Annotated in this window: 25 protein-coding genes and 2 tRNA genes; 10 read left to right on the top strand and 17 right to left on the bottom strand. The window is 44.1% G+C overall.

Going from position 1 to position 23,712, the window contains the following annotated elements; all coding sequences use genetic code 11:
- Nucleotides 1-19 precede the first annotated feature (19 nt).
- A complete protein-coding gene (gene ytpR, locus M8332_RS03010) occupies nucleotides 20-655 on the bottom strand; it encodes a YtpR family tRNA-binding protein (protein WP_252780697.1) in 636 nt (211 codons plus the stop codon).
- A gap of 17 nt (nucleotides 656-672) precedes the next feature.
- On the bottom strand, nucleotides 673-999 hold the full coding sequence (locus M8332_RS03005) for a thioredoxin family protein (RefSeq protein ID WP_252780696.1): 327 nt from the start codon (nucleotides 997-999) through the stop codon (nucleotides 673-675).
- 93 nt (nucleotides 1,000-1,092) lie between these two features.
- Between M8332_RS03005 and M8332_RS03000 the strand changes: the two genes are divergently transcribed.
- On the top strand, nucleotides 1,093-1,413 hold the full coding sequence (locus tag M8332_RS03000; protein WP_252750127.1) for a hypothetical protein: 321 nt from the start codon (nucleotides 1,093-1,095) through the stop codon (nucleotides 1,411-1,413).
- Here the strand turns inward: M8332_RS03000 and trmB are convergent.
- Genes trmB through M8332_RS02985 form a run of 3 tightly spaced genes read right to left on the bottom strand, consistent with a single transcriptional unit; the run spans nucleotide 1,410 to nucleotide 4,026 of the window.
- Nucleotides 1,410-2,057 carry a tRNA (guanosine(46)-N7)-methyltransferase TrmB gene (gene trmB, locus M8332_RS02995; RefSeq protein WP_252780695.1) on the bottom strand — a complete coding sequence of 216 codons (648 nt, stop codon included), beginning with the start codon at nucleotides 2,055-2,057 and terminating at the stop codon, nucleotides 1,410-1,412. The two genes, M8332_RS03000 and trmB, sit on opposite strands and share 4 nt — an antisense overlap.
- A complete protein-coding gene (locus M8332_RS02990) occupies nucleotides 2,058-3,266 on the bottom strand; it encodes an ABC transporter permease (RefSeq protein WP_252780694.1) in 1,209 nt (402 codons plus the stop codon). It abuts the gene before it with no gap.
- Nucleotides 3,259-4,026 (bottom strand): ABC transporter ATP-binding protein, encoded by a 768-nt coding sequence (locus M8332_RS02985; protein WP_252780693.1) that lies wholly within the window; start codon nucleotides 4,024-4,026, stop codon nucleotides 3,259-3,261. Before M8332_RS02985 ends, M8332_RS02990 begins: the two co-directional genes overlap by 8 nt.
- 105 nt (nucleotides 4,027-4,131) lie before the next feature.
- Between M8332_RS02985 and M8332_RS02980 the strand changes: the two genes are divergently transcribed.
- Both M8332_RS02980 and M8332_RS02975 read left to right on the top strand, forming a co-directional pair.
- Complete coding sequence (locus M8332_RS02980) at nucleotides 4,132-4,566, top strand: HIT family protein (RefSeq protein ID WP_252780692.1); 435 nt, start codon at nucleotides 4,132-4,134, stop codon at nucleotides 4,564-4,566.
- A 128-nt stretch (nucleotides 4,567-4,694) separates the two neighbouring features.
- Nucleotides 4,695-5,579 carry a peptidyl-prolyl cis-trans isomerase gene (locus tag M8332_RS02975; protein WP_252780691.1) on the top strand — a complete coding sequence of 295 codons (885 nt, stop codon included), beginning with the start codon at nucleotides 4,695-4,697 and terminating at the stop codon, nucleotides 5,577-5,579.
- A 53-nt stretch (nucleotides 5,580-5,632) separates the two neighbouring features.
- On the opposite strand, the gene M8332_RS02970 is transcribed toward M8332_RS02975, so the two are convergent.
- From M8332_RS02970 to M8332_RS02940, 7 genes are all read right to left on the bottom strand, one after another.
- A complete protein-coding gene (locus tag M8332_RS02970; protein ID WP_252780690.1) occupies nucleotides 5,633-8,191 on the bottom strand; it encodes an ATP-binding protein in 2,559 nt (852 codons plus the stop codon).
- Entirely contained in the window at nucleotides 8,181-9,413 is a 1,233-nt protein-coding gene (locus tag M8332_RS02965; protein WP_252780689.1) for a metallophosphoesterase family protein, read from the bottom strand. The genes M8332_RS02970 and M8332_RS02965 overlap by 11 nt, the downstream gene beginning before the upstream one ends.
- A gap of 58 nt (nucleotides 9,414-9,471) precedes the next feature.
- On the bottom strand, nucleotides 9,472-9,819 hold the full coding sequence (locus M8332_RS02960; protein ID WP_252780688.1) for a YlbF family regulator: 348 nt from the start codon (nucleotides 9,817-9,819) through the stop codon (nucleotides 9,472-9,474).
- Between the two features lie 49 nt (nucleotides 9,820-9,868).
- On the bottom strand, nucleotides 9,869-11,983 hold the full coding sequence (locus M8332_RS02955; protein ID WP_435370798.1) for a transglycosylase domain-containing protein: 2,115 nt from the start codon (nucleotides 11,981-11,983) through the stop codon (nucleotides 9,869-9,871).
- Nucleotides 11,984-12,141: 158 nt separating this feature from the next.
- Nucleotides 12,142-12,648, bottom strand: coding sequence for a phenolic acid decarboxylase (locus tag M8332_RS02950; RefSeq protein ID WP_252780687.1), 507 nt, complete (start codon nucleotides 12,646-12,648; stop codon nucleotides 12,142-12,144).
- Nucleotides 12,649-12,764: 116 nt separating this feature from the next.
- The gene (argS, locus tag M8332_RS02945; RefSeq protein WP_252780686.1) at nucleotides 12,765-14,456 is read right to left on the bottom strand and encodes an arginine--tRNA ligase; all 1,692 of its coding nucleotides are present in this window, start codon (nucleotides 14,454-14,456) and stop codon (nucleotides 12,765-12,767) included.
- Nucleotides 14,457-14,669: 213 nt separating this feature from the next.
- Nucleotides 14,670-14,740, bottom strand: a tRNA-Gly gene (locus tag M8332_RS02940).
- A gap of 89 nt (nucleotides 14,741-14,829) precedes the next feature.
- On the opposite strand from M8332_RS02940, the gene M8332_RS02935 reads away from it, so the two are divergent.
- Nucleotides 14,830-15,165 (top strand): DUF1516 family protein, encoded by a 336-nt coding sequence (locus M8332_RS02935; RefSeq protein ID WP_252780685.1) that lies wholly within the window; start codon nucleotides 14,830-14,832, stop codon nucleotides 15,163-15,165.
- 83 nt (nucleotides 15,166-15,248) lie between these two features.
- Here the strand turns inward: M8332_RS02935 and M8332_RS02930 are convergent, their stop codons facing one another.
- The 4 genes from M8332_RS02930 to M8332_RS02915 form a co-directional block, all read right to left on the bottom strand.
- On the bottom strand, nucleotides 15,249-15,974 hold the full coding sequence (locus tag M8332_RS02930) for an aspartate/glutamate racemase family protein (RefSeq protein ID WP_252780684.1): 726 nt from the start codon (nucleotides 15,972-15,974) through the stop codon (nucleotides 15,249-15,251).
- A 6-nt stretch (nucleotides 15,975-15,980) separates the two neighbouring features.
- Nucleotides 15,981-17,234, bottom strand: coding sequence for a carboxylate--amine ligase (locus M8332_RS02925; RefSeq protein WP_252780683.1), 1,254 nt, complete (start codon nucleotides 17,232-17,234; stop codon nucleotides 15,981-15,983).
- A gap of 42 nt (nucleotides 17,235-17,276) precedes the next feature.
- Complete coding sequence (locus tag M8332_RS02920) at nucleotides 17,277-18,824, bottom strand: UDP-N-acetylmuramoyl-L-alanyl-D-glutamate--2,6-diaminopimelate ligase (protein ID WP_435370797.1); 1,548 nt, start codon at nucleotides 18,822-18,824, stop codon at nucleotides 17,277-17,279.
- Nucleotides 18,825-18,981: 157 nt separating this feature from the next.
- A complete protein-coding gene (locus tag M8332_RS02915; protein WP_252780682.1) occupies nucleotides 18,982-19,479 on the bottom strand; it encodes a MarR family winged helix-turn-helix transcriptional regulator in 498 nt (165 codons plus the stop codon).
- A gap of 209 nt (nucleotides 19,480-19,688) precedes the next feature.
- Between M8332_RS02915 and M8332_RS02910 the strand changes: the two genes are divergently transcribed.
- The 5 genes from M8332_RS02910 (at nucleotide 19,689) to M8332_RS02890 (ending at nucleotide 22,069) form a co-directional block, all read left to right on the top strand.
- Nucleotides 19,689-19,773, top strand: a tRNA-Leu gene (locus M8332_RS02910).
- Between the two features lie 467 nt (nucleotides 19,774-20,240).
- Nucleotides 20,241-20,411: a hypothetical protein gene (locus tag M8332_RS02905; protein WP_252780681.1), complete on the top strand. Its 171-nt coding sequence runs from the start codon at nucleotides 20,241-20,243 to the stop codon at nucleotides 20,409-20,411.
- On the top strand, nucleotides 20,411-20,791 hold the full coding sequence (locus M8332_RS02900; RefSeq protein ID WP_252780680.1) for a fluoride efflux transporter FluC: 381 nt from the start codon (nucleotides 20,411-20,413) through the stop codon (nucleotides 20,789-20,791). The genes M8332_RS02905 and M8332_RS02900 overlap by 1 nt, the downstream gene beginning before the upstream one ends.
- Entirely contained in the window at nucleotides 20,792-21,127 is a 336-nt protein-coding gene (locus M8332_RS02895) for a fluoride efflux transporter FluC (RefSeq protein ID WP_252780679.1), read from the top strand. It begins immediately after the preceding gene.
- Nucleotides 21,128-21,331: 204 nt separating this feature from the next.
- Nucleotides 21,332-22,069 carry an ion channel gene (locus M8332_RS02890; RefSeq protein ID WP_252780678.1) on the top strand — a complete coding sequence of 246 codons (738 nt, stop codon included), beginning with the start codon at nucleotides 21,332-21,334 and terminating at the stop codon, nucleotides 22,067-22,069.
- Between the two features lie 619 nt (nucleotides 22,070-22,688).
- On the opposite strand, the gene M8332_RS02885 is transcribed toward M8332_RS02890, so the two are convergent.
- Nucleotides 22,689-22,895: a helix-turn-helix domain-containing protein gene (locus M8332_RS02885; protein ID WP_252780677.1), complete on the bottom strand. Its 207-nt coding sequence runs from the start codon at nucleotides 22,893-22,895 to the stop codon at nucleotides 22,689-22,691.
- Between the two features lie 136 nt (nucleotides 22,896-23,031).
- Here M8332_RS02885 and M8332_RS02880 point away from each other — a divergent pair, with 136 nt between their 5' ends.
- Nucleotides 23,032-23,688 (top strand): helix-turn-helix domain-containing protein, encoded by a 657-nt coding sequence (locus tag M8332_RS02880; protein WP_252780676.1) that lies wholly within the window; start codon nucleotides 23,032-23,034, stop codon nucleotides 23,686-23,688.
- The last annotated feature ends 24 nt before the right edge of the window (nucleotides 23,689-23,712 follow it).

Below are 23,712 nucleotides of genomic sequence, written 5' to 3'. Positions count from 1 at the left end.
CACAAAAAAACGAATATTGCTATTCGCTAAAAAGGGTCTGCGCTTTTTTAAAATCAAACGGAGTTCCCACTTGGTAGTCATCCGGTAAAATCAACGCACCCGGTTTGTCAGGTGCATTGGGAATCTGAAGCTCCCGGCCGGAACAAATCATTCCGTCACTTTCAACTTCTTTGAGGGTACTAGGCCAAATTATCAAGCCATTCGGCATCATGGCTCCCACTTTTGCAACTACCACTTTAATGCCCGCCTCCATGTTAGGCGAGCCACTGACAATTTGTAACGTCCGACCATTCTCAACTTCCGTTGTGGTGATCTGTAAATGGGATGATTTAGGATGTTCCCGGGTTTCCTTCACATAACCCACTACAAACTTGGCCGGTTCACTGGTCGGCAGTTTTTGGTCAAAGCCAGCTGCCTCTAATTGAACGTTTAACTGTTCAATCTGACTCGCCGTTAGATGCACTTGCCCCACCTGTTGGTCTAGTTCTGGCAACCGGTCGTGGGCAGCAAAGAAATTGTATCCAATGACCGCTCCCGTTTGATCTTTAATTTCAACGATTTGATCCCGTTGGGTAACCTGTTGCGATCCCTGGTCTGGTCCCAAGACAACCACCAACACATCCCCAATTTGGCACGGATTATAACTTACAATCATCTCTTCATTACTCCTGTTTAGTCTGTTGGTAAACCCTTAATGAAATCTTCCACTTCAGTTTGGGTTTTGCGAGCTTTATTCACTAACCGACCGGTTTCTTTACCGTGATCGTAAGCAATAAAACTCGGGATGCCAAATACATCAAGTTCTTTGCAAAGGTCAATGTTGTCATCGCGATCAACCTTAATGAACGTGTATTCTGGAAATTCACTCTCGATGGCTGGCATTGCTGGCTTGATGAAATTACAGTCGGGACACCAATCCGCGGTGAAAAACAAAATGTACTTTCCATCACTCACTTGTGCTTGTAATTGTGCTTGATTCATAACTGGTAATTCTTCCATTTATAACCACTCCTATTTAATTTATTATAACCCACGTGCATTTAAAATGTTATATAATTGGGGGGATAAAAGCAAAAGAAAGGATTTTTAACCATGGCTAAGCATAAATACCTTGTTCCCACCACCCTGCTTTCACTAGCAGGAACCATTGCGTACGTTTTCACTAAAAAACGCAAGCAAGCCCAGCACATGGCCATTCAGGATGGTTTAACCGAAGCCATTGCCGAAGAATTCGGCAATCAAGACTTCAGTGGTTACTGGATTGACTTTGAAAACCACGCGGGCTTGGAATATGAATGTGGGGTTAGCTTTACTAATCCAGACACGGGACTAAAGGAATCATATTCCTTTCTTTACAACCCTGACGAACAAGAACTGTACCGGATCAAACCACTATCAGATCAACTAGATTAAGCACCGAATCGGGCCACCAGCTTATAGATGGGGCCTTTTTCTTTGAACTTTTGTTCATACTCCGTCTCCACGTTCTCCTGCACAATCGCTGGACCACTGTGATGCAAATCTAAATTAACCGTTTCAAATTGCATCCCAAAGTTATTTAAACTAACCAAGGAATATTCAAATAGACCACGATTATCGGTCTTGAATTCCAATTCTGCCTGGTCCGGAAGCACCTGTTGGTAACTAGCTAAAAAGCGCGGCGAGGTTAACCGGCGTTTGGTATGCCGTTTCTTTGGCCATGGATCGGAAAAATTGAGATAGAGTTTATCCACTTCACCCTTCGTAAAGAAATCATCGACATCACCCCCATCAGTTAAGACGAGTTGTACATTCGGTAACTGAGCGGCCACGGCTTTTTGGACGGCCATGGCCAGGACGGCATCTTGCAAGTCGATTCCGATAAAGTTCAACTCCGGATGCTTTTGAGCCATCCCAATGATAAATTGGCCCTTTCCAGAGCCAATTTCAACGTGAATCGGTGCTGAATGGGAAAAGCGGGTCGCCCACTTTCCCCGGTACTGGTCCGGCTTTAAAATTGCATATTCGGGATGATCCTCTAAATAAGGCATCGCCCACTTCTTTTTTCGAATTCGCATTTATTTCTCCCGTTTTACTTGTTGTTGTAAGAATCGATGGCTTAACCACCAAATGATGAAGCTCCCCCCTACTAAGGTAATTCCTAAGGTAGTTCGGGTTGCCTGCCCAACTACCTGTGCAATTAGGGCTACGACTAATTCAATAATTAATAACCAGTTAAATAGCTGCCGGAAGTTGTGTACCCGCTTTGAAAACCGCACGGGGTATAAATAGGTAAAGACGTTGTTATCAAAACAATCAAAAAATGGCCGTAATTGTGTCCCGGTTAAATACAGCGTGGTTAGTGCCACCACGATGGAAAGGGCTTGATTCGTAATTAACCCAAGGATAACTGCGGCCACCACGAGCAACCGGAAGTACATCGAACTGGTCTCCCCGTCTCTTGCAAAGGTTTTGACATATAGATTCGTATAGAGATGCGCTTGGTCGTGAGGAAGGCGCTGGAATAATCCATCTAGGTATGCACGCCGTTTCGGTTGGGGACCAACCATTGGCACCTCCGTAAAGAGGGCAAAGAACCGGTAAATCCGCCGCATTCGGCGTTGTTCAGTGGCCACAATTGGTTCCCAGTTAAGCGGAGGCTCCTGCTTTGTAAGCCGCCAGCTTAAAACTCCAATCGCAACCATCGTAAGGACGTAGGCAATGACCGTCCGTCCCACTAGGGCTAGCAGAATGATCACTGCTGGAAGCAGTACTAACCACCCCAAGCGATGCCACCACGGATTGGTGGCATGATTGCGCAGTTGCAAAAACTGATAACTAAGCCAGTCCCATTTTAGACCCACCATGAGGACTAGTCCCACCAGTAATTGGCGGACATCCCAGCCTAAACTCACGCTAATAAAGGGCATCAAAATTATCCAAACGAGCATTTGCATCCCAGCTGCCAAACTAAAACTATACAAAAAGGCCTGCTTAAAGTAACCCGTTAACTGCTGCTCCTGGGGAGCTAAAAAAACCCGATCTGGATCAACAATGAGGGTGGCTAACCGCCCAACTTGAAGGCCGAACGTCAACAGCACGAGAAGCACCAGCACTTCCCATTCCGCGTGCGGAGGCACGGTTTTTAAAAAGTTGGCATAGCCAAGCCCAACGGCTCCAATAAAAAACATCAGCGCAATGACAAAGAAATCATTAAATACATACCGCAAGTACCTAGTCAACTGGTTCCAATGGTTAATGAGCCGCTCTTTAAATAAATTATGCATGTTGATCACCCGTGGTCTGAGTGGGGTCTGCTTGCTGGTTTCGAGCCAGGCCCAGATAAATATCAGTTAACGTGTCCCCAAAGGTTTGGTAATGCGCCTTAATCTCTGCCATGGTCCCCTCGTAGTTGACCCGACCATCGTTAATTAAAACAAACCGATCGCAGTGCTTTTCGGCGGTATCAAGGACGTGGGTAGACATTAAGACACTGACGCCAGCTGCTTTTTTAGCATCAATTAACGTGAGGAGATCATCAACGGCCAACGGATCCAAACCAAGGAACGGTTCATCAATAACCAGTAACTTGGCATCCGTCATGAAGGCACATACAATCATGACCTTCTGGCGCATCCCTTTAGAAAAGTTAGCAGGGAACCAATCAAGCTTGTTGGCCAGCCGAAACGTCTGCAATAATTGTTCTGCCCGGTGCCAAGCTTCGGTTTGATCCAAGTTGTAAGCCATCATGGTGGTCTCGATGTGATCTCTGAGGGTCAGTTCGGGATATAATATCGGCATTTCTGGAACATAGGCAATTTGTTGCTTGTATTGCTCAACGTTATCTTGAATTTGTAACCCGTTCAGTTGAATGGTTCCTGAAAACGGCGTCATCAATCCGATAATGTGGTTAATCGTGGTCGACTTCCCCGCCCCATTCAGGCCAATTAGAGAAACTAGTTCGCCATCTTGGACGTCAAAGGTTTCATCTTTTAACACCGGGATTCCGGAATAGCCTCCGGTCAGGTGACTAACTGCTAAAGTCATGCGTATCACTCTCTCATTTTTCATTTTTATTGCTAATTATACCATAGCACCTCCAAGCATTCGGTCAATCTAGTGTATAATTAATTCTATAAAGGAGTGAATAAAATGACAGAACTTAATGATCAATGTGTTTTTTGTAAGATTATCCAAGGCCAGATTCCGAGTTATCCCGTTTACGAAGATGAAGCAGTCCTCGCCTTTCTTGACATTTCGCAAGCAACCCCTGGTCACACGTTAGTAATCCCGAAAAAACACATTCAGGATATCTTCGCGTTTGATGCCGACACTGCCGGTCAAGTCTTTGCGCGAATTCCCCGGATTGCCCGGGCAATTAAAGCCTCTAATCCTAATATTGCAGGGATGAACATTGTAAATGATAACGGGAAGCTGGCTTATCAATCTGTTTTTCACGCCCACTTCCATCTGATTCCCCGGTATTCACAAGCTGACGACTTCTCAATTAACTTTGGTGACCACACGAATGACTACGATGCCGCTCAGTACGAAGCCCTCCAAACTGCCATCAAAAGCCAATTCTAAATCCAGATTAAATTATGTTTAAGTTTCTGGGTAAATGCCGGCAGAAATTAGGAAGTATGTTATATTTATATTAGGATTGGGTAAGACAAATCTGTAAATTTAAAGAAATGGATGTGGATTTTTTGTTTATGAATAAGAAAAAATGGGCCATCGGGGCCGCCGGTCTCCTGCTAAGTTTATCCTTAGCAGCCTGTGGTCAAGGTAAAACTGTTGCCACGACTGACGGGGGTAAGATTACCCAAGAAGAATTTTACGATAAAATGAAGTCAACCCAACAAGGGAAGGCCCAACTTCAACAGATGATTCTAAACAAGTGTTTGGAACATGAATACGGAAGTAAGGTTAAACAATCCGAAGTTGACAAGCAATTTGATAAATACAAGAGTCAGTATGGACCTCAATTCGACACCATTCTGCAACAACAAGGAATGACGGAAAGCCAGCTGAAAGAATCGATTAAGAACAATCTCTTGTTAAAAGAAGCTGTGCTTGATAAGACCGACTTCTCTAACAAACAACTAGAAAAGCAATTCAAGAAGTATCAACCAAAGGTAACGGTTAAGGAACTGGCTACTAAGGATGAAGCTTCGGCTCAAAGCGCTATTTCTGATTTGAACAACGGAACCAGCTGGAAAGATGTTGCTAAGCAATATGGTGCTGATGACAATGCCAAGAAAAATGGTGGTCAAGAAATCAGCTTTGACAATGCAACCTCTGGCGTTGACAACTCCGTTAAAAAAGCTGCTTACAAGTTAAATAATGGTGAATACTCCAAGACCCCCATTAAAACCGAAGGTGGATACGTTGTAATCGAAATGGTTAAACACCCGAAGAAGGGAACTTTGAAGGAGCATAAAGCCGAAATCAAAGACCAATTAGCTAACGAACGCTTGAACGATCGAAACACGGTCCACAAAGTGGTTTCTGAAGTCCTAAAAGACAACCACGTTCAAATTGAAGATTCCAGCATGAAAAACATTCTTTCTGGCTACCTTGATACTTCCAAAAAATAATTAGTTTCCAACAAAAACACCCAGACACTTACTGTGTCTGGGTGTTTTTGTTTCTATTCTAATTTAAGCAGCTTGGCAGTAGTTAACTCGGAGGCAATCCGATCATCGGCCGTCAGGTAAATAATCTGAGTCGTGGCTGCTAATTCCTGTAACAACGCTAACGCGTGCTCGGTCCGAGTTTTATCAAATTCGGTAAAACCATCGTCAATGATAATTGGCAACGGAAACTCATCACTGAAGGACACCGTCAGGGCCAGAATTAGAGCTAAGTAAAGTTGCTGCATCGTACCACGCGACAGCTCTTCCAGGTTAAAGCGTTGCCCATCATTGGTAACTACCTCTAACTTTTTCTGGTACCGAATCTGGCGGTAGTGCTGATCGGTAAGCAGCGCAAAATACTGCTGTGCCAGTTTCTGGACCTTCGGAAACCGGCCATGACTAGCTTCGTTCAACACCCGTTCAATCCACTGGTACGATAACTGAAGGACCAGCCACTGACCGGTCAAATCGTTAATTTCCGTTTCCAGGTTAGCTTGCTCCTGCCGCAACTCGGCCAGCGTTCCATCTCGACTCACCTGCTTTAGCTGGGTTTGTTTCTTAGTTCGGGTTTCAACTAAATCACTAAGTTGCTGTTTAAACTCCTGATCGTTGGTGGTCAGTTGCGTTTCCTGTGCTTGTAATTCCGCTTCTGAACCAAAGGCTTGCAAGTGCTCCTTTAATTCCGGGGTTAGCTTCTGTTGTAACTGCTCTCGCTGACTTCTAGCCTGTTCACGCTTTCGTTCTGCTTCCAACTCCTCCCGAAATTGGTCCATGTTGCTAACCTGACGCTGCTTAAAGGCTGCTTGCAATTGGTGTTGGGCCTGATGCAATTCCGTCGTGCGGCTGCCTAACTGGTGCTCATCATCCTGAAGTCGTTGGCTAACCTGTGACTGCTGTTGCCGTTCATCCTTGAGGGTTGCTAACCACTTTTGCAGCGTTTGTAAAGCTTCGCCAGGCGTTTGGTTCATAACCTGGTCCACAAAGGGACAAAATGCCCACGCTTGAACGTATGCGGTGACCTGCTGCTGTAACTGATCTACTTGCGTCTGTAAGGCTTGCACCCGGGCTCGTTGCTGCTCTCGCTGCTTGAGCCCCGTTTGGAGCGTCGTCAACCACTGTTGTGGTGGAACAGCAGTAATGTGGTACTGGTTTCCGAATTGCGCTAATTCCTGGTCAATTTGTTGCAATTGGTCGTGAACCGGTTCCTTGGCTGGCCGTTGCGATTCCGGCTGTTGTTCCTTAGTCTGGTGGTACTTTTGGTACCCACCGGTCACCAATAATCCAATTCCTAACAACGCTAACACAACTTGCACTAGTCCCGCACTCAGGAGTCCGAGCCCCAGCAAGAGCACTCCCATTACCATTAATCCATAGGCAACTTTGTCCGAGGTGGCTGGAATCGTGCGCGTAGATTGCGCCGACTCCGGCTGTTGCTGCGTTTGCAAGGTGGCACGCTGTTGCATTAAATCTTGCACCCGGGCGTAATCCGAGGCCGAAAATGGTTGCGCATTGGCTCCACCCGTTTCAGCCTCATCATCCCGCAGACGACCCGTTTCAGTCGCAAGCTGGGTCTGTAAGCTTTGCACCTGACGCCATTGCTCCTGATAATTCGGCAACTGCTCCCCGAGCTCATCAATTTGATGTTGATGTTGCAAATAAAACTGATAATCAGCAGGAACTGGTTGGTGCTGATCTGCTTTTAACTGCTCCTGCGCTGCTTTTACATCTTTATTCAAATAATTAACTTTGGTTTCGATGCTTTGGAGTTGTTCCAAATCAGCCGAGGTGAACCCCGCTTTGGTCGTTAAATCCAACTGTTGCAATTGCTGGAATTTCTGATAGTCCGACCAACTTTGCTTGTCCCGGTAAAGTTCTTGGAGCTGTTTTTGGGTTGTTTGTTCCTGCTGTTGCAGTTGCTGAATCTGGGTTTGTAACTCCCCTAATTCCTGCGTTAGCTTTAAATATTCAGGGTACTGTTGTTGGGCATCCGCCACCTTTGTTTGTAAGCGGTCGTACTCCTTCAACTTTTGATTTAATTCAGGCTTTTTCCCAGTTGGTTTATACAAATCCCCCGCCTGGGTTTTAATTTCTTTTTCTAAGTTTAGCCACTGATTAATGCCGACTACGCCAACGCGACGAATCCGATCTTCCAGCTCTTCACTGGTTAGTTTGGTAATTTCACTTAGTGACGGGGCCCCAAAGTAAAATAATTTGTAATATACATCACGATTAATTGGCCCTAGCAATTGTTGTAACCGGGTCGGGGGCAATGGATTGCCCGCCACATCAAACAGTGAAAGTTCACCCCCATTTTTACCTTCGACCCGTTCAATGACCAACTGGTTCGGACCGGTGGAAACCGTTAATTTCCCGCCCATTTTACTGTTGTCCTTTGGTGCATAGGGGTGGGTTTGACTCCGATGTTCAAACCCAAATAGGATATCCAGGATGAAGTTAATGAGCGTTGTTTTCCCCGCCTCATTATTTCCATAAATTAACTGTAATTCATCAAATTGCAAATGGAGCTGGTGGAGCTTTCCATAGTGATAAACTTCAACTGCTTCAATTTTCATCGGTAAACTCCTCCTGGTCCGTTTTTCCCTGTAGGAACGTTTCACTTTGTTGCAATAAATCGACTACCGCACCGGGGTGGCTAAATTCTTGATAAATGAAATCCTGTTTGAACAATTTTTTGGCCAATTGATTCACGTTTGTCTGGTTAAAAACGGCGGCTTTGGTCGTCTGCCAAAAGGCTTCATCTAGATCAGCAAAGTGCATTTGTTCGGATTCAACCACCTTGACTTCATAAACCCAGGCATTGATCTGCTGATAGCGATGTTGCAATTCCTGTTGGACCTGTCCTAATAAAATGCCAGTTTGGGCATTAAGCGCCACTTCCGGATGCACTCCAGCTGCGCCAGCCTTTAAAATTACGTTTACCAACTGTAATTGGGGAAAATTGGCATTGGTTAGCGTGCCCACTAGTTCTGAAACAATCTGGTTCATTCCCATGGAACTAGAAATTTCTAGTTCAATCGGAGTGTAGACCACGGGCGCCGTCGCCACAAAGTCAGTTGTTATCCCCTGGTTATTGGTCGTTACCAATAAATAACCCTTTTCCCCGGGTTCATTCTTATGCCGACCTTGGATGTCGCCTGGATAGTTAATTGGCGGGTTAGCGTTTAACTGCTGGCGTTTGTGGATATGGCCAAGCGCCCAATAATCGTAGCCCTGATTAATCAGCTCTGGAACGGTAAAGGGGGCGTAATGCGAATCCGTGCCCGTTTTAACTGCTCCGTGAACCATTCCAATGGTAAAATCAGCTTGATGACCAGCAGGAAAATCAGCCACTACGTCATCCGTGACGGCCTGTTGATCATAACTAAATCCACTGATAGCAACCGTAGTTCCATCCCGTAAAGTTAAATGTTTGGTACTTACCTCGCGTCCGAAAACCTGGACGTTTTCGGGAAACTGGAACTTCGCCCCCCCATCGGCCTGAAAATCATGGTTCCCAAATGAGAGCAATACCGGAATGTGATGCGCATGCAGCCGTTCCAGTTGTTCCAGTAAAAAATTAAGGGCATATGCACTCTGAGTTTTACTGTCAAATAAGTCCCCTACAATTAACATAAAGTCGACTTGTTGTTCAATTGCATCGGTCACAATCTGTGTAAAAGACGCATAGGGGGCATCATGTAACGTTTTCCATAGTTCGGTTGGCGTCGCCTCATCATCTTTGATACCAGCAAACGGGGTATCGAGGTGCAAGTCCGCTGTATGGATAAATTTCATCCCATTCTCCTTTTTGGTATAAAAAAAGAAGTACCGTCACCAGTACTTCTCTTTCGGCTTAACCTTCGTAAAGTTGACGCAGTGGTTCAGTAATTACCATGTTTGCATCATCAATTAACTTGCCCATGGCCTTTTCACGTTCCATTAAAACCTTGATGGCTGGCATCGTGTTCATCTTGTCGGCTAATGCTTGAGCCGCCTTCATATCATCCTGGGTAATTTCTTGCCCAGCCATTTGTTTTTGCCGTAAGTCATTTTGGTTTTGTTGAAATTCTGTGAAAGCCTTGTAGGATTCCTTTTCGTTTTTCAATGCATCAAAGGCATTCTTTAGGTTCGTAAATTCTTCTGATTTAACGACTGTTTCTTGCATTTTCTTAGCTTGTTCCATAATTTTATGATCTGACATAATAACTCTCCTCTTAGTTTAAGCTACCTTTATTCTAACATACTAAGCGTTAAAAGCCTAACAAACTCCGCGCTTTCTGCACGGCCTTGGCCGTTAATGAACCTCCCTTATCCCAAACCTTACTGTTCAACGTTTCTGCTCGTTGCACCCAGCTGGAGTCACTGGTAGGATCAGTTGCGCGACGTGCTCGCTGTTGCTTAGCAGCTACTAAGGACGCTGAATCCCGCACCTTAAACTGCCGCTGGTCGGTCGTTGGCAAGATTTGTTCCATTTGGTGTTTAAAGAGCGAATTAACTCCAGTTCCACTCAAATTTTCTAGATGGTGATCGGCATTGGTGCTATCGAACCCTTCCCAGGTCGCAACGACCACGTCGGGCGTATATCCCACGATCCATTTATCCCGAGTAGCATCTGCATCGGTACTGCTATCGGCTTCCGTACTTCCCGTCTTCCCGGCCACCTGATATCCAGCTGGTTTTGCCGTGGTTCCCGTTCCATAGTTAAAGACTCCCAGCATCATACTGGTCATCTGACGGGCCGTGTCAGGTGACATAATCTGACTGGGCGTTGCCCCCTCGTTATTAACAACCGTTTTCCCGGTTGAATCCACAATTTTAGTAATGTAGAACGGCTTCGTTAATTTCCCCTGGTTCGCAAAGGCCGTGTAAGCCCCCGCCAACTGTTGCGGAGAAACTCCCGTCGATAAACCTCCTAACGCAAGCGCTAGGTTATCGTCCTTTTTAGTAACTGGAAGGTTGAACTTCTGGACGGATTCGTACCCCTTGTTTACGCCAATTTGATCCAACGTCCACACAGCCGGTGCATTCAAACTTTGAGCCAGTGCCTTATACATTGGCACCTTGCCAGTGTAAACATCGTTAATGTTTTTAGGTGTATACCGATTTTTTCCATAAGACAACTTTTTATTTACGAGTTCGGAATCATATTTAAACCCATTTTCCAAGGCGGGAGTGTACACCGCAAGTGGTTTCATTGTAGAGCCCGGTTGCCGCTTGATGTCCGTCGCCCGGTTAAAGCCCCGAAAGACGTCTTGATTCCGTCCACCAACAACCGCTTGCACCCCACCTGTTTTAGGATCAACGGCCACGGAGGCCGCTTGAACCTCGGTGCCATCCGCCGCATTCTGGGGGAAGAGGTTCGGATTTTTAAAGTTCGTTTGAAAACTCTGCTGTTGCTGTTGGTTCAAATTGGTATAAATTTTATACCCGTTGTTCATAATCGCTTTTTCCGATAGTCCGTACTTATTGATAGCCTCGTTAATGACGGCATCAAAATAGTACGGATACCGGTAATTATTCCCAACGTTAAAGGTATCCTTGGTGCCTAATGGCATCGCCTGGTAGGTCTTGACCTTACTCTGTGGAATTTTATGGTTATCCGCCATGAGCTGTAATACCACGTTCCGCCGCTGCTTGGCGGCCGCCGGACGATCAATCGGATTATTACTAGGATTTTGCAACATGCCGGCTAACACGGCCGCGTCCTGAACGGGTAATTCATCGGCATCCATCCCAAAGTACTTGCGCGAAGCGTCTTGAACCCCATAGACCCCATTTCCAAAGTAGGCATTGTTCATATACATCGTCAGAATCTGGCGCTTGGAATAAATGTTTTCAATCTCAATCGCAATGAAGAGTTCTTTAAACTTTCGTGAAATGGTTTGTTGCTGTGACAAAAAGGTATTCTTGGCTAGCTGTTGGGAAATGGTACTTCCCCCACCACTAATCTGATTGCACCCCATTAACCGGTTCGTAATGGCCAGCATTACGGCCCGTCCGTAACCTTTAACCGAAAAACCGTGTTCTCGATAGAAATTCCGGTCTTCCGTTGACAAAATCGCATCCGCTAGATGGGGCGAGATTTTATCCGCTTTTACATAGGTTCCCTTTTGGGCGTACAGTTTACCAGCGGGGGCCCCTTCCTGATCATAAATTTCAGTTGAGCGGGAAAGGTTCGCCTGTAAATCTCGGACGTGAGCCGTCTTAGCCACAATCGTTAAGTAAGTTACCGAGATGAGCGTCATTACGAGTACCACGATAATTAACCACCGCGTCAAATGAAACCGGCGCCAAAACCGCCACCAATAATGCCAAATGGTGCTCAGCATGCGCTTAAACCACGGGGTTTGTTTGTCTGCTGTCATTAATCCTTCTCCTCTATAAACTTATCAACAATTGTAACCTATCTAGCGCCAAAAAACAGGCGCAAGCTTCACGAACCCACCAACTCCTAATCAAAAAATAAAGCTCCACGGAAACGTGGAACTTTATCATCAACTCGTTATTTGTCATTAAATTGCTGTTACAAGCGCTGGTTTCGAATCGCCTCAATCATGCCGGGTTCCGGAGCTCGGTCAATTACCGTTTCATCATTAACCCCTCGGAACCGCTTGACAATGATATCTGAAAATTCTGAAACCACCTGTTTCGGATAGGTTGGATAGTGATCACGAGCTTCCTCGACCTGCTGTAAATGCTCGTTTTGGAAGCAAACCGTGACCTCTGGATGTTCATCCACCCACTTCGGGAAAAAAATCACCCCGTGGGTTCGATTTTGGTTCGGCATCAAATCAAGGGAGACATCGGTCCCCGTCGGTTCCGTCCACGCCATTTTGAAAACACCGGGTACTAACTCGACGAGCTCGACTGGTTGGTCTTTGACCCACCGGCCACCGACCATGCCACTGTGAATCCGATAGTCAATCGTCGTTGCATTTTTAACGTACAGTTCATAATCCCAACCATTGGCGTAGGTGTAAATTAGTTGCATCCCTACCAAGTCATCTAAATGATTAATCGTTTCTAGCATCTGCAAACTCCTCTAAACTACTAACATCATTAACGCTTTCATTATAACGCTTTTGGCTTGCGCTGCCAGATAAGTTAAGAAAAATCATTAGCTAGTTTCAGGATAAAGCAAATTCCTTACATTTCATCCGGTGCTTGAACCCCTAAGAGCCGCAGCGATTCCTTTAGAATCAGCGACACACTTTTAACCAGGGCTAACCGGGCATCCAGTTGGTCATCCGGAGTCAAAATTTTGGTGTGAGCATAGTACTTATTAAAGGCCTTGGCAAGGCGCAGGGAGTATTTAGCAATGACCGATGGTTCAAACTCAGCGTTCGCCTTTTTGACAACCGCTGGAAAGGCCTGCAGTAGTTTAATGATTTCCCACGCTTCGGCGCCACTAAGCCGGTGTTGTCCCGCTGCATAATCTCGATCCTGAGCCTTAGCGAGCACACTTTCAGCTCGCGCATGTGCATATTGAACGTAGGGACCAGTTTCTCCTTCAAACTTCAGCTGTTCGTTTAGATTAAAGTCGATGCTGTCAATTCGCGCGTTCTTGAGGTCACCAAAAATAACGGCTCCTACCCCAACTTCTTCAGCAACTTGTTCTTGATTAGCAAGGTTCGGATTCTTTTCACTAATTTGTTGTTGGGCCATCTGCACGGATTCATCCAAAACTTCGTTCAACAGCACAATGTTTCCGTGTCGCGTCGATAGTTTCTTCCCGTTGACCGTAATCAAACCAAACGGAACATGGTGCAAGCCGGCTGCGGACTGTAAGCCCATCTTTTGGAGCACCGCCTTCAGCTGTTTGAAGTAATAAGTTTGTTCTGAACCGACCACGTATAAATTCATAACCGGATGATACGTTTCGTCCCGATAAATGGCCGTCGCAATATCTCGAGTTACGTACAGAGAGGCCCCATCTGATTTCAGAATTAAAGCTGGATTCAAGTCTTGATCACTCAAGTCAACCACGGAGGCACCCTGCGACTTTTCTAACAATCCATCCTGCTTTAGGGTGTCAACTACGGATTGGAGTTTATCGTTATAGAACGATTCCCCGTTGTAAGTATCAAAATCAACGCCGAGTTTGCGGTACGTCTGGTTAAAGGCTTCCAGTGAAACCTCCCGGAACCATTGCCACAACTTAACCGCTTTTGGATCGCCATCCTCTAACTTCTTAAACCATTCACGGGCCTCATCATCTAACTCCGGTTCTTGTTCGTCACGTTCGTGGAATTCCACGTAGTACTTCACAAGGTAGTGAATTGGATCGCGCTTAACGTCCTCCTCATTCCCCCACTTTAAGTAGGCCGTGATTAACTTTCCAAACTGTGTTCCCCAATCACCAAGGTGATTATCTTTGATGGGCCGGTAGCCATTTTTAGTTAGAATCTTTGCGATTGAATTGCCAATCACCGTCGACCGCAAGTGCCCCATGGACATCGGTTTCGCAATGTTTGGAGAGGACATGTCAATGGTAACCACCCCGTTGTTTCCATCGTGATTATCTCCGTAGTGATCTCGCTCGGTTAACACCGTCTCTAGGACTTTGGCACTCACTTGTTCCTGATTCAGGAAAAAGTTTACGTACGGTCCAGTGGCCACTATCTTGGCAAAGACATCCGTCTTAATGCTAGCCGCAATGTGCTTAGCAATTTCCTTCGGGTTTTGGTGTAAATGCTGGGCTAACATGAACGCTGGAAAGGCTAAATCACCGTTTTGGGCGGTTTTGGGAACTTCAACCTTAGCATAAATTTCAGCTGAACTAACTTGGTTATCGATTGCTTCTGCAACTGTATCTGCAACTAATTGTTTATAATCCATTTTTTCACTCCTTAAAATAAAAAAACTCCTACATTAAAACGTAATGTAAGAGACGAGAAGCCCGCGGTACCACTCTAATTGGTTAGAACCCACTTGATTAATTAATGTTAATCCCTCAAAAGCACGCCTTCACATCTCTAACTTGCTTAGCTTACACCATCCTAAGCTCGCTTGTAAGTTTCAAAGTTACTACTCTTTTATCAACGGGACAAAAGCGGGTGACGGGAATCGAACCCGCGACGCAAGCTTGGGAAGCTTGAATTTTACCACTAAACTACACCCGCAATACAAATAAGATTATAACACGTTCTGGAACTAATGTCATCACCGTTTTCTAGGTATGATAAAATTAAAGGATTGAGGAGGTTAATTGATGTTAATTTTATTGCTTTTAATCAGTTGGGGACTCTTACTGATAGCTACAGTTTGGGGCATCCTAATTCACCAGGACAAACAGGTTGTCAAAGCCCTCATTATTTGTCGCTGCTTGTACCTCGTGATTCTTGTGTTAGAAGTCCTGTTGGGCTTCCAACAATTCGCTCACCATCCCGGACTAGTCAGCGCGAGCTTTATCCTGACAGTGGTTGCGGTTTCTCTAATCGACATTACCTTTCAACGCAAATTTATGGGGTTGCTTTCCATCGCGGTGGCTGGAGCCACGCTGATTAGTATTGTCATCGCCATCGGCCTGCTAATCCCGTTCTCGTAATCAGCCGAGTGGCAACCTTCATCGTACCTAAAAAAACTCCATAAATTAGGAAAAACTAATTTACGGAGTTTTTTTAGTTGAGATTATCCTGATTGGTTTCGGTTGCGGGCAGCCAAAGCCAGACGAATTGATTCATCAACAAGTTCTCCCTGAGCATCGATCACCGGAAAGCCAGCGTTACCAGCACGTTGTTCGGCAACCGAAATCTCGGTGCACCCTAAAATCACGACGTCACACCCTAACCCATCCACCATCTGCTGCAAGATATGGTGATACCGGTCTGGATTCACGTGATTCTGCGCCTTCACGTCATCATAAATTAACGTCATCGTTTCCGCCGCAATGGCGGGCGTTGGCATTACAAACTCGTATCCGGCTGCTTTGATGGGGAGTTCATAAACTTGGTCCTTCAAAGTTCCATCCGTAGCGATTAATCCCACCCGGCGTGCCGTCGGAAATTTCGCCGCCACCGCCGCAATGGCTAGGTGCGGCATGTGAAGAATTGGAATGTCGGTTAAGGCCTGCAGTTGCTTGTAAAAATAGTGAGCCGTGTTACATGGCAACGCAAAGAATTCTGGTCCCAGTTGACTTTGCTGGCGGACGTCCTCTGCCAATGGAATTAACGGATTCGGGGCCGTTTCAGGCTCAACAATAAAAGCCGTCCGATCGGGAATTGTGGCGTGATTGACCAAAAGATAGTTTAAATACTCCTGGTCAGAATGCGCCGGGGTTCTTTCATTCAATAAGTGAATGTAGGCTTCCGTTGCCTCGGTCCCCATTCCCCCTAAAATCGTAAAAAAATCTTGCATTGGTCATCATCCTTTTTCTAAGTGAAAGTATTTGGCAAAACTCTGCGCGTACTTATGATCCATCCACTTCCACAGTAACCAGCGGAGGAAGTTCGCATCCTTTCGATACCAAAAGGTTGTCCCGTAGTCTCCGCGTCGAATCAAATCCATGGCGGTCGCTTGATCCTGGTTCTTGCGCGCATACTGTTTAAAGGTCCGTTTAGAAACGCCCAACCAAAGTTGCCACTGAGCGGGGTCTTGATTGCCAAGCACCAGCGGTTGATCACTTAAGGTATCTAGTACATAGTCCTCAACGAGGTACTGGGCTAAATTACAACCATTTAAAGTAACGTAAAAACTACTCCGACCCTGGCGGAGGTTGATTTCAAACACCTTATAGGTGTGGTCGCGTTCGTCCCACTTTAAGTCAAAATCCGCGTAGCCGACGTACTCAATTTGTTCTAAAAATTGTTGCAGTTGTTGGTAAATGGCTTCATTATACTCAGGCAAAATGGCCACGTAGTTCCCAATTGCCCCGGGCGCCGGATCCTCTAACAGCGGGTGTCCCAGATTCATCATTTTAACCTGATGGTGGCGATCAACGTAGGCATTGACGACCCGCATGTTGCTATCATCACCCGGGATAAAGTCTTGAACAATCACATCTGACTGGTAGCCGTTATCAAAAATTTTGCCAATCACCGTCCGGTATTCGGCTTCATTATGAATGATAAACGCCTTCTTGCGCCCTTCAAACCGAATGTCTAACCACTCAACACTATTGGCCGGCTTAACCGCCACTGGGTAGCCAAAGGGTTGGGCAATCTGATGCTTATGATAATCCGCTTTGGAAATGATTTTAGTTCCCGGATAAGGTAACCCATATTGCTCACATAATTGATAAAAGCTTTCTTTATTATTCAGCTGTTTTAAAAGCTGGTAATTAACGTAAGGACAAATGAAAACGTCCGCTAGTTCATCCTTATGTTTCGCAATTAGTTCCGCATACCCATCACTACAACCGATCAAAATAACTGGTTCGCTGTGGCTCGCGTACTCCTGCTTCAATTTTTTCATTTCCGTGATCCACGCGGGATCCTCACTAAACCCAGGGACCAGGGTTAAATCGACGATCTTAGAAAAGCGGGTGGGCGCGAGTTGCTGTTCAGCAATTGCCCGCACCGGCTGCCCATATAACGCATAAAAAGAACGTGCCATTCCATAAACGTTAAAGTCACTCCCTAATAGGATTGGAGTAAAATTTGGTACTGTAGCTTTCATCTCTTTTTCCTTCCCCCCTTGAACGCGGTGCTTTCGGACCACTTAGTCCTGCCCAGCGTCCGCGTCAAGCAATTGTTGCACGATCGTTGAATCAGTTGGATAAGGAAGATCAACGCCGTTAACTTTTTGGTAAGGATCTTGTCCCTTACCTAGAACCACAATTATATCATTTGGGGTCCCCATCTGGATTGCTTTTTGAATCGCCTTTTTACGATCGAGTTCATAATAAACTTGAACCCGGTCGTGCTTAATGTGCTGATCAATGGCTTTAGCAATCATTAGGGGGTCTTCAAAACCCGGATCATCGGTCGTTAAAATTGCCACGTCCGCCTCTTCACTCAAAGCTTTACCAAATCCTTCGCGGCGATCAATCCCCTTATTACCAGGGCTTCCAACTACTGCAATCGTTTTCCCGGTGGGTGCCTGGCTCTTTAAGAATTGCAACAGGGCTTTGGTACTTGCATAGTTATGGGCATAGTCGACGTAAATGGTCCCATGGTCGGCACTAACGTAGCGTTCCATCCGCCCTGGAATCTGAGTGGTTGCCAGTCCCGCTAATAGTTGTTTTCGGGTAAAGCCCGCCAACCCCGCATTAATAATCGCATCGACGGCGTTCGTTTCGTTATAATCACCCGGAATTCCAATTTGATACTTACCATCTAAGTGAAGCGCCTGGGCGTGGTTGGTCAAACTTCGCAGGTAAATTTCGTTGTCCGTTAAGGTGTCCGCTTCACTGTCAAAGGTGAAGTCCAACTGAACCGGTAACTCGGTCTGCGTCCCGTTTCTGGCGTATAAATACAAATTCTCAGGGGCAGTCGTCGCTTTCGCCGCAAAGTAAACGTCCTGGAAATGGTTAGTTGCTGCATTAATCACCACGTGGCGCGAGTTGATCACGAGTTGTTCCTTGCAGTGTAGGTAGTTTGCAAACGTCGGATGTTCGTTTTCACCGACGTGGTCCGGGGAAATATTTAAAAATGACCCGTAGTTAAAGGCTAAATTATAAACCCGATTTTTTAAGTACGCCTGGGAGGACACTTCCATCACTAAAAAGCGCATTCCCCGGTCTACGGCTGTGCGCATGTTCTTAAATAAATCTAAGGATTCCGGGGTCGTTAATGCTGATTTAAACGTATCTTCTGGCTCTGGTCCTAGGATCGTGTTGACCGTTGAAAACAAAGCCGTTTTGCCGTTGGTCGCAGCGTTAATTGCTTCACGCAGAAAGTAGGCCGTGGTGGTTTTCCCCTTGGTCCCCGTAATTGCAAAGAGCTCTAACTCGTTTTGCGGGAAAGCAAAGAAGGCCGCTGCTAACAGGGCCATCGCCTTTTGTACGTCCGTCACCACGAATTCTGTGAGCTCCGGATCCGCGATTTGGGGTTGCTCCGTGACAAGCCCAGTTGCCCCCGCAGCAATTGCCGTGGTTAGGTAAGCGGGTTTGAAGTTTCCCTTACAAAAAAAAAGCGTGTTCGCTTGGACGTCCCGAGAATCATAGCTAACGTATCTAAACGTAGCCTGGTTGTCGGTCCCCCGCACTTCCTGCAATAATTGGTGTTCTTGTAATAAGTTAATAATTTCCACCGTGCTCAACATCAATCTACTTACCCCATTTTACTTTCCGTTTGATCCACCACGAAATTTCGTGGTTCGTTGATTAAGCTGGTCATGAACCCTTTCAATTCTAGCAAAAAAAGCCCCAACTGACAAAAAAGGGAAAGCAGTAACTAACGCTGCTTTCCCTTTCGGAACAAATTTAATTTAACTGGGTAGAGTCTAGCTCATCGAGTTTCTTCGAAATGCTGTAGAGCCCTTCCATTGCTTCGTTCACATCGTCTTTATCCAAACCTAAAACCTTAAAGACGTCGGCAACGTGGTCACGAATCTTATCTCGCATTTCTTCCGCGTATGGAGTTAAAGAAACGTTCACCACTCGTTCGTCTTCTGTAGAACGGTGTTTAGTAATCCAACCTTTTTTGCCCAAGCGTTTCAACAAGGGCGTCAACGTTCCACTATCCAAGTCAATGCTTTGACCCAGTTGATGCACCGTGATTGGTGAGTATTCCCACAACACGATCATTACTAGGTATTGTGGATACGTCAACCCAAAGTTTTTCAAAACTTCTTGGTAAAAATGATTAAACTTTTTATTGGTACTATAAATTGCAAAGCATAGTTGACTCTTGATGTCATCTAATTCTTCGTTAGACAAATAAACGTTATTTTCTTGTTGTTTTTCGTTTTCTGTTTTCATCTTGATCCCTTTTCTTTCCATTTTATTTTGATTTCAATGACTAAACTATGCTGCAGTCATACTTCCGTTAAACCCGAATAGTGTCGCTCATCACTCCCATTGCGTTTAACAACTTGTGATTAATTGGTTTTATGTTACTACACATTCGTATAAAAAAGAAGTATAAATTTCTATTTATTTTATTTTTCCATGTGGTATAATAAAGGTATGCCCTGGTGGCGGAACTGGCAGACGCGCAGCGTTCAGGTCGCTGTTTGATTTTATCAAGTGCGAGTTCGAATCTCGCCCAGGGCACTCATGAAGAAGTAATGCTTAGCATTGCTTCTTTTTTTATGCAAAAAATCCTGCCAGTTTCACGCTATTAAGGGACATCATCACTTTGATTCGTCATCTTGTCACCCTCTAGTTAAATTATAAAATTCAATTACATCCATTCCGATGCAGATTAATTTCCGATTCCCCTAGATTCGTACCCTTTCATAATTAACCACACTCACTGTTTAAATAACCAAACTCACATTATCTCTTATATTATAATAATAAAAAATAGCAACTCAAACTTTTTGTTTTGCCACTAGCTTTTACACCAGTAATTTTTTGCAACAAGCACTGCTTGTTTAATGTTAATGCAAATTGTGTAAAATCATTCAGTTAACTAATGACTTATGTAATAATACCACTAGTTGCTAATCAATGTTTTACTTCTTACTAATCTACAAGTATGCGGGATTAAATTGATTAATTCTAAAAGGAGGTTCCTCATGAAAAATCCTACGTCTAAAAACACCCCACTCTTAGTTGAATCATTGGTGGTTGGTGGTTTGGGGCTTTGCTTGCAAGCCGTGGCCCTCACCGGCTTAACGTATTGGTCCCTTACCCATGCCACTAACAAGCAACCTTCTAAAAAAGTGACAGAAAGGAAGAATTTGTAATGGAAAGTTTACTGGTCTTTATTGGAGGAATCATTGGCGGTGGTCTGCGCATTGGGTTCACCGATCTCCTGCCTGCCATTGGTTTTCCCTATGTAACGCTGCTAATTAACCTCGTCGGGGCCTTTATACTACCAATTTGGAACAATTACTGGGCCATTAAATGGCATTGTCAGCCGACCCTACGCAAGGGAATTGGCGTGGGCGTCATTGGTTCCTTTACGACCTTTTCTGGAATCATGTTGGACAGTAGTCATCTCATCATGAACCACCAGTTTCAGTCATTACTGATTTATCTGGCAATCACCATCGTTGGCGGCTTCTTGTTAGCCGTCCTTGGTTACCAGTGGTCAAATCGATTACGCGAACAGGAGGGAATTTAAATGTTTTTCACACTCATCTTTGGTAGCGGCCTCGGCGCCCTTAGTCGTTCGACAATCACTAACCATCTGAAAACTCACCGGTTAGGTCAATTTGCTACCCTGTGCGTTAATCTCCTTGGTTGTCTTATTGGTGGAATGTTATTGGGTGTTAACCCCACTTCTCTATTCGCAATCCTCTTCCTGGGCTTTATCGGCGGTTTTACGACCTACTCCACCTTTAACGGTGAATTAGCCGGCCTTTACTTTCAACGGCGATACGGGCGTTGTTTGGGCTATTTATTAGTAAGTTATGGTGGAGGCCTGTTAGCTTGCTACCTGGGATACTTGCTGATTTAACTACCAACAACTAGGAACCACACGCTTATTGGCAGGCTCGTTCTTAATTTTATTTGCATTAAGCAAAAATCCTCTAAGTAACTAGATTGCTACTTAGAGGATTTTTTTAGACCATCATTGTCAAAAAAATAAATGGAAATCCTTCTAATTGTTATAATGGTATCAGTAAAAATTTAATGCTTTTACATAAATTTGAGGAATAAAATGAAAAGTTTACCCTGGGAAAAAATAAAAATTATTTATAATGTAGCCATCATTAGCTTAGCCATTATTTCGTTAGTGCTAACGTTATTAAATTTCGCTGATGTAATTAGTTTAGTAAACGAACCATACCAAACGATTGACTTTATCATTTGGATTGCATTTATTTTTGACTACGTTAGTGGTTTATTAATTTCCAAAAATAAATGGACCTTTTTCAAAACTCATTTATTTGATTTGTTAGCAATCATTCCAGTCAATCTATTTTCCACATTCAAGCTCTTCAAAGCTGCTAAATTAACAAAATTTATTAGACTATTTAAATTTATTGGTGTATTTGGCAAATTAAAAACCAGATTAACCAAATTTCTAACGACCAATGGCTTTATTTATTTGCTAGGGACTTGTTTAATTATTCTGGTGATTTCGGCTGTTATCTATTCTTTCTCTGAAAAAATTTCATTCGACAACGCCTTATGGTGGTCGATTACAACCTCAACCACCGTTGGCTATGGAGATATTAGTCCCCACACTAAAATTGGAAAAATTATCGCCATCATCTTAATGTTAGTCGGAGTCGGCTTTGTGGGAATGCTAACTAGCACCCTCACCACTTTCTTTTCAGGAGAACACCACCGCTCTAATGCTGATGAAATCAGAAAATACAAATCCCTCTTAGACGATGGCATCATTACCAAAGCGGAATTTGCAGCAAAGAAAAAACAGTTACTAAAGCTTTAGTGCTCCCTTTGGAAGTTAAGGCTTATCGTACATCATACAAAAAAGACGTTAGTTCATTCTAACGTCTTTTTACTTGCATAATGCTAAGAATGCCGAGAGCGGGCATTTAAAATGCCTTAATTTAGACAATTTTTCCACATTCGTGCAAAATTAGTGCAAATAAATTTAACTTTTTGCAGTGATACATTAGTTAATAATTTATTAACAAAAATGTTACTTATTAAATGGTAGAACACTTTTAAATACAAAGAAAAAAGCCACCAATTTCTTGGTGACTTTTCAATGTAATAAAGGCCTCCGAATCAGGAGACCTTTACATTGTATCATAAATTACCAGCTAGCTTTAAAATTTCTAGTGATTGGCTCATCTGATTGACCCATGATAATCTCCTCGCGTGCATGTTGGATGAGGTATTTAAATTGTTCCTCGGTAAGGTCCGTATCGGCAATCTGGATCCCTTATTCGCGTGAGTGGTATTGGATTCCACGTACAACACCGTTTTTGATATCCACATCACATCCTTGCTTCATCCAATGAGTGATTTCGTCTTCCAATAGTTGCTTTTCCAATTACATCACCTTCTTGCTTTAACCATTAGTTACCTTTTTGATAGCACCATCAGCAAAAAAATATCATCTGTTTTAACCCGATTCCAGTTGCAATTTTGCGTGCCAGATTAGGTCCTGGATTGACTTTGCCATGAATGATTTTACCTAGATAATCCGGGCTAGAATTAATATTTTTTGCAAAGGTACTTAACGTAAAGCCGTTAAGAGCAATTTGCTCTCTCAGTCTTTCTGGATTTTTTAATTTTAATCTGATCATCACTTGACATCCTTTAAATAACTAAATTATAATTCATTTGTTATCTTTTTGAAAGCATTTTATTAAAAAAGTTTACTCATTTGCTAAATATGTACTAATTCATTGATAAAATAGAATTAAAAAAGGTGCAAAAAAGATGGTAAATAGTTGTAATGATAAGTCTTTCGGGCAAAAGCTAAGAGATATACGTAAATCAAAGGGTTTTTCTATTCGACAAGTTGCTATGCAAGCTGGTACTTCCAACCCGTACTTATCACAGGTTGAAAATGGGAAAAGAAGCATTCCGAAACCTTCAACATTGCGTAAAATAGCTAAAGGATTGAGAATTCCTGAAAGTGAAATATTTAAAATGGCTGGCTTAGATACACAAAACAATCCTACTAATCTAACGAGGATTGCTACTTCTGATATGGTTAGCATTCCAATAATTGGAGAAATCGCTTGCGGCAAACCAATTACAGCCGTTGAAAATGTCAGCGGTCACATGTTGCTACCTAAGAATCTAGTTAAAGGTGGTGACTACTTCATCCTCAAGTGCGTTGGAAAAAGCATGCAGCCAACGATTATGAATGGTTCGGAGGTTCTTATCCGAGAGCAACCTGATGTTGAAAGCGGCGAAATAGCTGCTGTTCTTCTTGATGATGACACAACCGCAACTCTCAAACGTGTAAAAAAGACTAAAAATAGTGTCATCCTCATGCCAGATAACCCGGACTTTGAGCCTATTATCCTCAATGAGGATAAACAGGGTCGAATTATTGGATTAGTAAAAATGGAAATGAAAATGTTTTAATTTATAGTCGAACCACGCAAAAAG

Origin of the sequence: Fructilactobacillus ixorae, assembly GCF_024029915.1 — a bacterium.
Classification (GTDB): domain Bacteria; phylum Bacillota; class Bacilli; order Lactobacillales; family Lactobacillaceae; genus Fructilactobacillus; species Fructilactobacillus ixorae.
Note: the sequence above shows the minus strand (reverse complement) of the source record. Positions and strands in the feature narration are given on the sequence as shown.

Excerpts from the sequence above, each read along its gene's own strand:
- M8332_RS02960 (WP_252780688.1), bottom strand. The coding sequence starts at position 9,819 with ATGTCAGATCATAAAATTATGGAACAAGCTAAGAAAATGCAAGAAACA.
- M8332_RS02975 (WP_252780691.1), top strand. The coding sequence starts at position 4,695 with ATGAATAAGAAAAAATGGGCCATCGGGGCCGCCGGTCTCCTGCTAAGT.
- argS (WP_252780686.1), bottom strand. The coding sequence starts at position 14,456 with ATGGATTATAAACAATTAGTTGCAGATACAGTTGCAGAAGCAATCGAT.
- M8332_RS02955 (WP_435370798.1), bottom strand. The coding sequence starts at position 11,983 with ATGACAGCAGACAAACAAACCCCGTGGTTTAAGCGCATGCTGAGCACC.
- M8332_RS02895 (WP_252780679.1), top strand. The coding sequence starts at position 20,792 with ATGTTTTTCACACTCATCTTTGGTAGCGGCCTCGGCGCCCTTAGTCGT.
- M8332_RS02930 (WP_252780684.1), bottom strand. The coding sequence starts at position 15,974 with ATGCAAGATTTTTTTACGATTTTAGGGGGAATGGGGACCGAGGCAACG.
- M8332_RS02970 (WP_252780690.1), bottom strand. The coding sequence starts at position 8,191 with ATGAAAATTGAAGCAGTTGAAGTTTATCACTATGGAAAGCTCCACCAG.
- M8332_RS02950 (WP_252780687.1), bottom strand. The coding sequence starts at position 12,648 with ATGCTAGAAACGATTAATCATTTAGATGACTTGGTAGGGATGCAACTA.
- M8332_RS02900 (WP_252780680.1), top strand. The coding sequence starts at position 20,411 with ATGGAAAGTTTACTGGTCTTTATTGGAGGAATCATTGGCGGTGGTCTG.
- M8332_RS02915 (WP_252780682.1), bottom strand. The coding sequence starts at position 19,479 with ATGAAAACAGAAAACGAAAAACAACAAGAAAATAACGTTTATTTGTCT.
- ytpR (WP_252780697.1), bottom strand. The coding sequence starts at position 655 with ATGATTGTAAGTTATAATCCGTGCCAAATTGGGGATGTGTTGGTGGTT.
- M8332_RS02965 (WP_252780689.1), bottom strand. The coding sequence starts at position 9,413 with ATGAAATTTATCCATACAGCGGACTTGCACCTCGATACCCCGTTTGCT.
- M8332_RS02980 (WP_252780692.1), top strand. The coding sequence starts at position 4,132 with ATGACAGAACTTAATGATCAATGTGTTTTTTGTAAGATTATCCAAGGC.
- M8332_RS03005 (WP_252780696.1), bottom strand. The coding sequence starts at position 999 with ATGGAAGAATTACCAGTTATGAATCAAGCACAATTACAAGCACAAGTG.
- M8332_RS03000 (WP_252750127.1), top strand. The coding sequence starts at position 1,093 with ATGGCTAAGCATAAATACCTTGTTCCCACCACCCTGCTTTCACTAGCA.
- trmB (WP_252780695.1), bottom strand. The coding sequence starts at position 2,057 with ATGCGAATTCGAAAAAAGAAGTGGGCGATGCCTTATTTAGAGGATCAT.
- M8332_RS02880 (WP_252780676.1), top strand. The coding sequence starts at position 23,032 with ATGGTAAATAGTTGTAATGATAAGTCTTTCGGGCAAAAGCTAAGAGAT.
- M8332_RS02985 (WP_252780693.1), bottom strand. The coding sequence starts at position 4,026 with ATGACTTTAGCAGTTAGTCACCTGACCGGAGGCTATTCCGGAATCCCG.
- M8332_RS02990 (WP_252780694.1), bottom strand. The coding sequence starts at position 3,266 with ATGCATAATTTATTTAAAGAGCGGCTCATTAACCATTGGAACCAGTTG.
- M8332_RS02925 (WP_252780683.1), bottom strand. The coding sequence starts at position 17,234 with ATGAAAGCTACAGTACCAAATTTTACTCCAATCCTATTAGGGAGTGAC.
- M8332_RS02905 (WP_252780681.1), top strand. The coding sequence starts at position 20,241 with ATGAAAAATCCTACGTCTAAAAACACCCCACTCTTAGTTGAATCATTG.
- M8332_RS02885 (WP_252780677.1), bottom strand. The coding sequence starts at position 22,895 with ATGATCAGATTAAAATTAAAAAATCCAGAAAGACTGAGAGAGCAAATT.
- M8332_RS02890 (WP_252780678.1), top strand. The coding sequence starts at position 21,332 with ATGAAAAGTTTACCCTGGGAAAAAATAAAAATTATTTATAATGTAGCC.
- M8332_RS02935 (WP_252780685.1), top strand. The coding sequence starts at position 14,830 with ATGTTAATTTTATTGCTTTTAATCAGTTGGGGACTCTTACTGATAGCT.